The 11,258-nt window shown below is 60.6% G+C and carries 12 protein-coding genes; 5 read left to right on the forward strand and 7 right to left on the reverse strand.

Annotated elements, in window-relative coordinates; all coding sequences use genetic code 11:
• The first annotated feature begins 71 nt into the window (after positions 1–71).
• Positions 72–512, forward strand: coding sequence for a tellurite resistance TerB family protein (locus tag WH87_RS18135; RefSeq protein ID WP_046139625.1), 441 nt, complete (start codon positions 72–74; stop codon positions 510–512).
• A 3-nt stretch (positions 513–515) separates the two neighbouring features.
• On the opposite strand, the gene WH87_RS18140 is transcribed toward WH87_RS18135, so the two are convergent.
• Entirely contained in the window at positions 516–1,073 is a 558-nt protein-coding gene (locus tag WH87_RS18140; protein WP_046139877.1) for a hypothetical protein, read from the reverse strand.
• A gap of 120 nt (positions 1,074–1,193) precedes the next feature.
• Between WH87_RS18140 and ppa the strand changes: the two genes are divergently transcribed.
• The 4 genes from ppa (at position 1,194) to WH87_RS18160 (ending at position 4,091) form a co-directional block, all read left to right on the forward strand.
• On the forward strand, positions 1,194–1,727 hold the full coding sequence (gene ppa / locus WH87_RS18145) for an inorganic diphosphatase (RefSeq protein WP_046139624.1): 534 nt from the start codon (positions 1,194–1,196) through the stop codon (positions 1,725–1,727).
• 128 nt (positions 1,728–1,855) lie between these two features.
• Positions 1,856–3,235: a serine hydrolase gene (locus WH87_RS18150; RefSeq protein WP_082092790.1), complete on the forward strand. Its 1,380-nt coding sequence runs from the start codon at positions 1,856–1,858 to the stop codon at positions 3,233–3,235.
• Complete coding sequence (locus WH87_RS18155; protein ID WP_046139623.1) at positions 3,232–3,828, forward strand: chloramphenicol phosphotransferase CPT family protein; 597 nt, start codon at positions 3,232–3,234, stop codon at positions 3,826–3,828. The genes WH87_RS18150 and WH87_RS18155 overlap by 4 nt, the downstream gene beginning before the upstream one ends.
• Positions 3,829–3,899: 71 nt before the next feature.
• Positions 3,900–4,091: a hypothetical protein gene (locus WH87_RS18160; protein ID WP_046139622.1), complete on the forward strand. Its 192-nt coding sequence runs from the start codon at positions 3,900–3,902 to the stop codon at positions 4,089–4,091.
• Here the strand turns inward: WH87_RS18160 and WH87_RS18165 are convergent, their stop codons facing one another.
• The 6 genes from WH87_RS18165 to typA all read right to left on the reverse strand — a co-directional run bounded on the left by WH87_RS18165 (position 4,092) and on the right by typA (position 11,054).
• Positions 4,092–4,643: a dihydrofolate reductase family protein gene (locus tag WH87_RS18165; protein WP_046139621.1), complete on the reverse strand. Its 552-nt coding sequence runs from the start codon at positions 4,641–4,643 to the stop codon at positions 4,092–4,094.
• A gap of 344 nt (positions 4,644–4,987) precedes the next feature.
• Positions 4,988–7,132, reverse strand: a complete 2,145-nt coding sequence (locus WH87_RS18170; RefSeq protein ID WP_046139620.1) for a sodium-translocating pyrophosphatase — start codon at positions 7,130–7,132, stop codon at positions 4,988–4,990.
• Positions 7,133–7,307: 175 nt separating this feature from the next.
• Positions 7,308–7,748, reverse strand: coding sequence for a GNAT family N-acetyltransferase (locus tag WH87_RS18175; RefSeq protein ID WP_197410852.1), 441 nt, complete (start codon positions 7,746–7,748; stop codon positions 7,308–7,310).
• Between the two features lie 24 nt (positions 7,749–7,772).
• Positions 7,773–8,063, reverse strand: coding sequence for a YggT family protein (locus WH87_RS18180; protein WP_046139619.1), 291 nt, complete (start codon positions 8,061–8,063; stop codon positions 7,773–7,775).
• A 475-nt stretch (positions 8,064–8,538) separates the two neighbouring features.
• On the reverse strand, positions 8,539–9,147 hold the full coding sequence (locus WH87_RS18185) for a DedA family protein (protein WP_046139874.1): 609 nt from the start codon (positions 9,145–9,147) through the stop codon (positions 8,539–8,541).
• A 92-nt stretch (positions 9,148–9,239) separates the two neighbouring features.
• On the reverse strand, positions 9,240–11,054 hold the full coding sequence (gene typA / locus WH87_RS18190; RefSeq protein ID WP_046139618.1) for a translational GTPase TypA: 1,815 nt from the start codon (positions 11,052–11,054) through the stop codon (positions 9,240–9,242).
• Positions 11,055–11,258: the final 204 nt, after the last annotated feature.

Raw genomic sequence — 11,258 nt, forward strand, 5'->3', positions numbered from 1 at the left:
AAGACTTGCAAACCATCGGACCTGCACTTCACCAACCCGTCGTTCCCCCATCCCCGAAAGAGGCTGACGCCATGTTCGAGGCCATCACCCGCCTGTTCCAAAAAAACGATGATGTGCTTTCGGTGCATGATCCCAAGCTCGCCGTGGCGGCGCTGCTGGTGCATCTGGCTGCCGTCGACGGGCAGATGAATGACGAAGAGCGCCTGGCGATTCGTGCCGCGCTGATGGACCATTACAGCCTCGATGAAGCTGGCGTGGAAAACCTCGTGACCCAGGCTTCGCTGCGCGACGCCGAGGCGGTGGATTTTTACAAGTTCACCTCGACCCTGTCCTCACTGGACATCGATGATCGCATCGAAATCGTGCGGATGATGTGGCAGGTGGTATTTGCCGACAAGAAGAACCACGAGATGGAAGACAACATGGTCTGGCGCGTGGCCGAACTGATCGGCGTCAGCTCACGCGACCGCACCATTCTGCGCAACCAGATTTCCAAGGCCGAGCAGGGCTAAGCCCTACCAGGCGGTCATCTTGCCGAGAATTTTAGGCTTGTCCTTGGCGCAGTCGAACTTGCCCGAAGCGTCGGCAGCCTGACGGGCCAATTCAATGGCGTCGGGATTGGCCAGCACGTCCACATAGGCGATGTGACAGATATTGCCTGGAACCAGCTGCGTCACCGACAGCACCTCATGGGTGCCCGGCGCGCCGGCGTCACCATCGGCCAGAACGTAGCGCACAATTGTCGCCACGGGCAGCCAGCGCGCCAGCGCGTTGGACAGCCGCCACTCGATCTTGGGCCCAAGATAGTTCACGGGCGGCACGGTCTGGAATTTCTTAGGCTCGGCGGCGAGGTTGAACCCATAGCTGGTGGAAAAGCGCAGATCGCTTTCCTGAACCATCAGAGGATAGCCCTTATAGCCGGGACAGGCCCAACTGCTGAAGAAGTCATCAGCGTCCAGCACCATGCATTCATTGAGATCGAGATCGGTATAGGCGCTCATGAACGCGGCATGAGCGGGTGCGGCACTGAGCAGCAGAGCGGCCGAAAACAGGGGCACAATAGACTTCAGCACGGCTCTATCCTTGTGTCGCATGGCAACAGACATGCCAATGTGGCTTGCTTTTGCGGCCTGTTCTGGGCAAGAAACGGCCACTTTCTCGCCCTCCCTCGATGAACGAGACCAGAAGCCAAAATGAACATCGACGCAATCCCTACCGGCAAGTCCATTCCCGACGACCTCAATGTCATCATTGAAGTTCCCCTGGGCGGCGAGCCGATCAAGTACGAAATCGACAAGGCATCGGGCGCGCTGTTCGTTGACCGGTTCCTGTACACACCCATGCGCTATCCGGGCAATTACGGCTTCGTGCCGCATACCCTGTGCGGCGATGGCGATCCGCTCGACGTGATCGTGATGAACTCGCGCCCGCTGGTGCCCGGCGCCGTGGTGCGCTCGCGCCCCATCGGCGTGCTCTACATGGAAGACGATGGTGGCCAGGATGAGAAGATCATCGCCCTGCCCGTCTCCAAGCTGACGCGCATGTATGACAACATCCACGACATCGAAGATTTCCCCGAGATCCAGCTCGAGCGCGTGAAGCACTTCTTCACCCACTACAAGGATCTCGAGCCCGGCAAGTGGGCCAAGATCGATCGTATCGGCAACCTGGCCGATGCACGCAAGGTGATCCTTGACTCGATCGAGCTGTACAATAAGTCCAAGTAAGCCAGCGCTTGCGACACTGCTTTGATAACGCCGCGCCGGGCAACCGGGGCGGCGTTTGTGTTTGGCGACCACATCCTTGCCGCAAGTGGCTGGCAGGAGTGAATTTCGAGTTGATCAGGAGACGCTGCATGAGATCTGTTGGCTTGGCTTTGGGCGCCATTCTATTGTCCGGCACATTGGCCTTTGCACAGACGACGGATGGGACCGTGGATCAAAACGAGATCGAACAGATCGTACGCGACCGCGTCGAGCGCGACCAGCAGGGCGTGGGCCTGACCGCAGCGGTTATCGTTGATGACCAGCCGGTCTTTGCCAATACGGGCATGCAGGATGTGAACGGGGAAACCCCGGTCGATGATCACACGATCTTCGAGATCGGCTCGATCACCAAGATCTTCACCAATCTGCTGCTGGCGCAGCTGGTGGTTGAGGGCAAGATCGATCTCGACAAGCCGGTGATCGACTATCTGCCCGAAGGCACCAAACTGCCCGAGTTTGAAGGCAAGAGCATCAGCGTCTTTGATCTGGCAACGCATTATTCGGGCCTGCCTTCCGTGCCGGCAGAACTGGCCAGTGGCGATCTCGACAATCCCTATGCCGACTATGACGCGACCAAGTTCTATGCTTTCCTCGCCAGCTATACGTTGACGCGCGCGCCGGGCGCCGAGTTTGAATATTCCAATATCGGCACCTCGCTTCTGGGCCAGGCGATCAGCCATGTGGCGGGCAAGCCTTATGCTGATCTCGTCAGCGAACGCATTCTGACCCCGCTCGACATGACTGAGACCTCCATCACGGTGGATGATTTCTTTGCCTTTGCCGGTGGCCACAATGCCGATCGTCAGCCTGTATCCCATTGGGATTTCGACGTATTTGCGCCCGCAGGCGCCTATCGCTCGACGGCGACCGATATGGCCAAGTTCGTTGCGGCGGCAAGCGGACAAGTGTCGACGCCTCTGGATGCCGCTTTTGCCAAAATGTTCGACCGCACCCGACCGGCCGGCAGCCCCGGCATGAATATCGGGCTTGGCTGGATGCTGCTCGACGCACCCGATAGCCAGATCGCCTGGCACAATGGCGGCACGGGCGGCTTTAACAGCTTCATCGGCTTTGACCGCACCAGCAAGCGCGCCTCGCTGGTGCTGTCCAACGCCCTGACGCTGACCGGCATCGAGGATATCGGCTTCCACCTGATCGATGAAAAAGCCCCCCTCGCGCCCCAGCCTAAGCCGCGCACGGCCGTGGATATCGATGTGTCGGTGCTGCCCAACTACGTCGGCACCTACCAGCTGGGCCCGGAAATGGACCTTGAGGTGACGACCGACGCCGGCCATCTTTTCGTGCAGGCTTCGGGACAGGGCAAGCTCGAAGTCTTCCCCGAAAGCGCGACCGAGTTTTTCTTTAAGGATGTCGACGCGCAAATCACTTTTGAAACCGATGCCAGCGGCAAGGCCACCGGGCTCGTGCTGCACCAGAACGGCATGGACCTACCCGGCAAACGCAAGTGAGTGGCCGCATCGTCATTCTCAATGGCGCGCCGCGTGCCGGCAAATCCACCCTTGCGGCGGCGATGCAGACGGACCTCGGCGGGCACTGGATCAATCTCGGTGTCGACGTCATCAATCGATCCCTGCCCCCAGACCTGGTGCCGGGGATCGGTCTACGCCCCGGAGGCGAGCGGCCCGAATTGGAGCCGCTGCTGCCAGCGCTGTACGTCGCGCTCTATGATTCCATCGCCGCCCATGCGCGGCAGGGCTTCAACGTGGTGGCGGACCTCGGCCATCACGACCATTACAGCCAGACGCTGAACCTCTTGCCCCAATGCCTGGTGCGGCTTGCCGGGCTTGATGTGCTGCTGGTTGGCGTCAGCTGCGATCTCGACACCATCATGGCGCGGCGCAATGCCAATCCGGACGGCTACGTTGCTGGCGAGGGCGTTCCTGCGCCGGTGCAACGCTGGCAGGACAGCGTGCATGTGCCCGGGATTTACGACCTTGTGGTCGATGGCGCTGCGCCGCCCGCCGACGCGGTGGCGGCGATTGCTGCGGCGCTCGCCAATCCTCCCACGCCCAGCGCCGCCAGCCAACTCACTGGACGCTAACCCCGTCATCGCGGACGTGATTTGCGCCCGGCCGCGTTAGAGCGCACCCTTGCTACAACAAGGAGGCGCAGATGGGCATTGCCAGAGCAATTGCCGGTATCGTGCTACTGGTGATCGGCGGGCTTTGGACCCTCCAGGGGTCCAATGTCATTGCCGGCAGCGCGATGAGCGGGCAGAGCCATTGGCTCTATATCGGCATCGTCGTTTTAGTGGCGGGGATCGCCCTGCTGATCTGGTCGGTCCGCGAACGCAGGCGGCCCTGACTAGTCTTCACGCAAACCATAGCGCAGGACCACATTGCCCTTTGAGGTCTGCTGCGAGCCGATCAGCGTGAGGCGCGTGGTCGGGTCATCGGGCAGGAACAGATGACGTCCCTTGCCGCTGATCACCGGATGCATGATCAGGGTCAGCTCGTCCATCAGCCCACCCAGCATCAGCTGACGCACCAGCGACATGCCGCCCATGGCGGCAATGGTGCCGCCGGGTTGCGCCTTCAATCCGCGCACGAAATCGTGGAGATCACCGTCGATCAGGCTGGCATTGCTCCAGGCCAGCGGGCCCTTGAGCGTGTCGGAGGCGACGAATTTCGGCACCGCATTGATGAAGCTGGCAAAGCCCTCATCCTGCTGCGCATTGGGCCAATAGCCGGCCCATTCCTCATAGCCGACCCGGCCCATCAGCACGGTATCGACCTCGCCCATCACGCCGCCGAGCAGCATGCCCAATTCATCATCAAAGCTGTCGAACTGGAAAAGGTTTGGCGCTTCTGCCACGCCATCGACCGAATAGAACAAGCCTGCAGTGAGTTTACGCATTTTGTCTCCCAAAGATCTGGCCGCCCCACGGCTGCCATTTGGTAACACAACGAACCATCCCAGCGGAATTCGACACGACAGCTGAATTTTGTGAATTGGCTAACGGGGGAGAGGACAGGCCACCCGGTTGAGCTGGGGTTGGATGGGGTAGGCCCAGCCAGGCCCGGACCATAAACCCCTCCCCACCGTCATTGCCCGGCTTGTCCGGGCAATCCACCTCACCGCGCGAAGATGGATCACCCGGACAAGCCGGGTGATGACGATGGGGGCTATGGTGGTGGCAAAAGAGAAGGCCCGGAGTTTCCTCCGGGCCCTCGTCAGTGTCGGTCGAGGTGGATTCCTCGTCAGCCCAGATGTGCCAACACCGCTAGCAGCAGCAGGGCCACGATATTGGTGATCTTGATCATCGGGTTCACGGCAGGGCCTGCTGTGTCCTTGTAGGGGTCGCCGACGGTGTCGCCGGTGACGGAGGCCTTGTGGGCGTCGCTTCCCTTGTGGTGGGTGACGCCGTGGCTGTCGGTGAAGCCGTCTTCGAAGCTCTTTTTGGCATTATCCCACGCGCCGCCACCGGCGGTCATGGAGATGGCGACAAAGAGCCCGGTGACAATGACGCCCATCAGCATGGCGCCCAGCGCCGAGAAGCCTGCGGCGGGTCCGGCGATCCAGTTGATCACGAAGAACACCACGATGGGCGACAGCACGGGCAGCAGGCTCGGCACGATCATTTCGCGGATAGCGGCCTTGGTCAGCATGTCGACGGCCCGGCCATAGTCGGGCTTTTCCGTTCCAGCCATGATGCCCGGACGTTCCTTGAACTGGCGGCGCACTTCCACCACCACCGATTGAGCGGCGCGACCCACGGCCGTCATGCTCATGCCACCGAACAGGAACGGCAAGAGGCCACCAAACAGCAGGCCCACCACGACATAGGGGTCGGCCAGCGAGAAGGTGAGTTGGCCAACGCCTCGGAAGATGGCGGGGGCATCAGGCAGGGACGAGAAGTAGATCAGGTCCTGCGTATAGGCAGCGAATAGCACCAGAGCGCCGAGGCCCGCCGAGCCGATGGCATAGCCCTTGGTAACGGCCTTGGTGGTGTTGCCCACAGCGTCGAGCGCGTCGGTATTGTGGCGCACTTCCTTGTCGAGGCCCGCCATTTCGGCAATGCCGCCGGCATTGTCGGTGACAGGTCCAAAGGCGTCGAGCGCCACGACGATACCGGCCAGCGCCAGCATGGTGGCAACGGCAAAGGCAATGCCGAAAAGACCCGCCAGATTATAGGTGACGATAATGCCCGCGATGATGACCAGAGCAGGCAGCGCGGTCGATTCCAGCGATACGGCAAGGCCCTGGATGACGTTGGTGCCATGGCCGGTGACAGAGGCTTCAGCGATCGAATTGACCGGGCGGCGATTGGTGCCGGTGTAATATTCGGTGATGACGATGATCAGACCGGTGATGACCAGACCCGCCACGCCGCACCAGAACAGGCTCATCGGCGTAAAGGTCTTGTCATTGGCGGCGATGGCAACGTTGAGATCGCCAAACACAAACCACAGTACCGGCAGCAGGATGATCAGTGACAGTACGCCCGTGGCAATGATGCCCTTGTAAAGCGCGCCCATGATGTTGTTGGACGCGCCCAGCTTGACGAAATAGGTGCCGATGATCGAGGTGACGACGCAGGCGCCGCCAATCGCCAGTGGCAGCACCATGCCTGCGAGCTTGAACGCGTCGGGCAGGATGATGGCGGCCAGCACCATGGTGGCGACGATGGTCACCACATAGGTTTCGAACAGGTCGGCGGCCATACCGGCGCAGTCACCAACATTGTCGCCGACATTATCGGCGATGGTGGCTGGGTTGCGCGGATCATCTTCCGGAATGCCAGCTTCGACCTTGCCCACCATGTCGCCGCCGACGTCCGCACCCTTGGTGAAGATGCCGCCGCCGAGACGGGCGAAAATGGAAATCAGCGACGCGCCGAAGCTCAAGGCCACCAGCGAGTCGATGACGGTGCGGCTGGTTTCGCCAAAGCCAAGGAATTGGGTGAGTACGATGAAATAGAGGGTGACGCCGAGCAGGCCCAGCCCCGCCACCAAGAGGCCCGTGACTGCGCCCGATTTGAATGCGAGATCAAGGCCTTTACCGAGCGAAGAAATCGCCGCTTGGGCCACCCGCACGTTGGCGCGCACCGAGATGTTCATGCCGATAAAACCGGCTGCCCCCGACAGCACGGCGCCAAGCAGGAAGCCGATGGCGGCATAGATGCCGAGCAGGAAATAGGCGGCGATCAAGATGACGACGCCGACAATCGCAATGGTGGTGTATTGCCGTTTCAGATAAGCCGACGCCCCCTCGCGTACGGCTGCGGAGATTTCCTGCATGCGGGCTGAACCGGCATCGGCCGCCAGCAGGGTGCGCGTGGTGATCACGCCATAGACGATAGACAGACCGCCGCAGACGACGATCAGCCAAAGTGCCAAAGTCATTCTTTAGTCCCTCTCGGTGTTCCTCCGGGGACCCAATCGCAGACCTGGCCGGTCCTCCAACCGGCATGAGCCTACCCCTCCATGAGCCCCTCTGACGTCGAGATTAGCGGGATTGCATGGTTAAGCAATGGATATTGCGGTGAATTGTCGCAGGCGGCTCAGCTGGCAGAAAAGCTCACGGCTGGCGGTAAATGTCGGCTTTGACGATGGCCATCAATCGATCAGGGTTGGGTGGCGGACCAAAGCCGTATTTCTGGTAGAGGCTGTGCGCATCCTGGGTTGCCAGCATGAAACGGCGCAGGCCCTGCAAATCGGGGTGGACGAAGATTGCATCCAGCAAGCCTTTGCCAAGGCCCTTCCCCTGCAGGGCTGGATCGATGAACACATCAGCCAACCAGGCGAAGGTGGCGCGATCGGTGATCACCCGGGCGAAGCCAAGCTGTGCACCATCCGTCTTATAGAGGCCGAAAACGATGGAATTGGCGAGTGAGCGGGCCACGACATCCCGCGGAATGCCGTGGGCCCAATAGCTCACTTCGCTCAAATAGCGGTGCACGTAGTCGATATCGATCCGCGTCGGATCGCTCGACACTTCATAGCCTTGCGGCAAGGGCACGTTGGTTGCCTGGCTCACAGGGCCTTACGGGAAGTACGGATAGCCATAGCGCACGATCAGCTGCTGGATGAAGAAGATGCCCAGAAACAGGATGATGGGCGAAATATCGAGCCCGGAGAAATTGGGCATGACGCGACGGATCGGCCGCAGCAGCGGTTCGGTCAATTGGTTGACCACGCGCCAGACCGCCTCGACGAACTGATTGCGGGTATTGATGACATTGAACGAAATCAGCCAGCTCATGATGATCATGATGAGCAGAACCCACCAGTAGAGCTGGAGGATTACCATTATCACATCCAGAACGGCCTTCATCGCAGTCTCCTGTTGAATGGGCATTTATCTAATGGGTTGATGGCCTTGCCACAAGGGCTAGCGCCACAAGCAAAAGAGCCCCTTACCGGGCAAAACGGTTCGGGGCTCCAATGACTGACATCCGGTACGCACAACAAAACTCCGGATACGCCCTCAATTGCACGAAGCGTGCCAAGTCGGTGCGGCCGGCAAACCGGGGCTCAGAAGTTAAGGTGTTGTAAAAATAAGCGTTTTAGCAGCGAGGCTGCATTGCAAAATGCGAGGCGGGTTGCAGAATGCGAGCGGCAAGCGGTGTCGCCACTCCTGCGTCCCCTCGCCCCTCAGGGGAGAGGGTAGCGACGCCGGGAGCCTTGGCGACCTGGCAAAGCTAGGGTGAGGGGTGCCGTTTCTCGGCTCGAGCCGAAACATTGCACCCCTCACCCGGCGCTACGCGCCGACCTCTCCCCTGAGGGGCGAGGTGAAGTGGTGGCGTGGACTACGCCCGGGCCTTGCTCGGCTTCCAGGTCGCGACTTTGAGCAGGTAGAGCACGATCACCAGACCCAGCACGATGTAGCTCAGCGGGTCGAGCACAACCTCGATGACCTCGTAATGCTCGTGCAGGATGTATCCCGCCATGGTGAGGAAGATGTTCCAGATCAGCGCACCAGTGGTCGAGGCGGCGAGGAACACCGGCAGGCTCATACGCGACAGGCCCGCGGGAATGGAAATCAGCGTGCGGATCAGCGGGATCAGGCGACCAAACAGCACGATGATGGGCCCGAAGCGTTTGAACCACCCCACCGCCAGATCGATTTCGTCGGCATTGAAAGCCATGACGCGACCGAAACGGTCGGCCAGCCAGCGCACGCGATCAAGCCCGAACAGGCGCCCGGCATAATACCAGGGCAGCATGCCGACAACGGCGCCGATGGTGGCGGCGGCCAGCACGCCAAAAAGATTGAGATCGCCATTGGCAGCGGCATAGCCGGCAAAGGGAATGATCAGCTCGGACGGGATGGGCGGAAAGATCGATTCCGCCAGCATCACCATAAAGATGCCGACATAGCCCCAGTCGGAAATGGTCTGGATGATCCAGTCTGTCATGGGGTTCGGCTCCTGTTTGATGTGGCGGCCAAGATCGCTGCCAAATGACAAGAAAAGGTAAGGGCCCCGACGTTTCCGTGGGGCCCTGACACTTATGCCGACTTGGACGCGCGCATGTTGCGCTTGCGATCGTTTGGATCCAGCCAGATCTTGCGCAGGCGGATCGACTTGGGGGTCACTTCCACATACTCGTCATCGGCGATGTAGCCGATCGACTGCTCGAGGGTGAGCTTCTTTGGCGTGGTCAGGCGCACCGCTTCGTCCTTGGACGTGGTGCGGATGTTGGTCAGCTGCTTGCCCTTGAGTGCGTTCACTTCAAGGTCGTTCTCGCGGCTGTGCTCGCCGATGATCATGCCTTCATAGATGTCGACGCCAGCGTCGATCATGATCGGGCCACGATCTTCCAGGTTCCACAGCGCGAAGGCCACGGACTGACCGGTACCGTTCGAGATCAGAACGCCCGTGCGACGGCTGGCCAGCTCGCCCTTGAACGGGGCGAATTCGTGGAACAGACGGTTGAAGATGGCGGTGCCGCGCGTATCGCTCAGCAGTTCGGCCTGGTAGCCGATCAGCGACCGGGTTGGCACGAGCAGGCGGATACGGGTGCGGCCAACGCCGGACGGACGCATGTCAGTGAGTTCACCCTTGCGCTCGGTCAGCTTCTGCACGACCGCGCCGGTGTGCTCGTCATCGACGTCGATGATGACTTCTTCGATCGGCTCGAGCTTGACGCCGTTCTCTTCCTTGAACAGGACCTTTGGACGACCGATGGTGAGCTCAAAGCCTTCGCGACGCATGTTTTCGATCAGAACTGCGAGCTGCAATTCGCCACGACCAGCAACGTCATAGGAGTCATTGTCGTCGCCCGGGGTGACGCGGATGGCCACGTTGCCTTCGGCTTCGCGGAACAGGCGTTCACGGATGACGCGCGACTGCACCTTGTCGCCTTCGCGACCGGCCAGCGGGCCGTCATTGATGCGGAAGGTCACCGACAGGGTTGGCGGATCAATTGGCTTGGACGCGATGGGCTCGGAAACCGATGGCACAGCAATAGTGTCGGCCACAGTGGTGGTTTCGAGACCGGCAATGGCCACGATGTCGCCAGCAATGCCTTCATCGATCGGCGTCCGCTCAAGACCACGGAACGCCAGAACCTTGGAGACGCGGCCCTTTTCGACGATCTTGCCTTCGCGGTTAAGCGTGTGGATGGCTTCACCGGCCTTGATCGAACCCGAGAAGATACGACCGGTCAGAATGCGGCCGAGGAACGGGTTGCGCTCGATGGTGGTGACCAGCATACGGAATGGGCCGGTTTCGACCTTTGGCTCTGGAACGTGCTCAAGCACCTTGTCCAGCAGCGGCGCCAGGCTCTCACGCGCGCCATCGGGCTCATTGGCCATCCAGCCGAGCTTGGCAGCGCCGTAGAGCACTGGGAAGTCGAGCTGTTCTGGGGTCGCGTCCAGCGCGATGAACAGGTCGAAGATTTCTTCGAGAACTTCGAGGTGACGCTCGTCGGACTTGTCGATCTTGTTGATCGCCACGATCGGACGCAGGCCCTGGGCCAAAGCCTTGCCGAGCACGAACTTGGTCTGTGGCATCGGGCCTTCGGCCGCGTCGACCAGCAGAACCACACCGTCAACCATGGACAGGATGCGCTCGACTTCGCCGCCGAAGTCGGCGTGGCCGGGGGTGTCCACGATATTGATGCGGGTGTCTTTCCAGAGCAGCGAAGTGACCTTGGCCAGAATGGTGATGCCGCGCTCGCGCTCGATATCATTGCTGTCCATGGCGCGTTCTTCGACGCGTTCGTTTTCGCGGAAGGAGCCGGATTGCTTGAGCAGGACGTCGATCAGCGTGGTCTTGCCGTGGTCAACGTGGGCGATGATGGCGATATTGCGCAGTGACATTAAACGTTCAGCCTGGTTGGCACGATCCCAAAACCGGGCCCGCGTCAGATGGAGGCGGACTGCAACGGCTGAACCATGCGGGATGCAAACACGTGCCAAGCCCCGGCAGAAAGCCGAACTGGCGTATTTCGGGGGTGCCTTACAGGAAGATGAGCTTTTCTACAAGCGCAGGGGACGCAAGTCTGGAATGCGATGCCGCTTTTT

The organism is Devosia epidermidihirudinis (assembly GCF_000971295.1).
In the GTDB taxonomy this organism is placed as follows: Bacteria; Pseudomonadota; Alphaproteobacteria; order Rhizobiales; family Devosiaceae; genus Devosia; species Devosia epidermidihirudinis.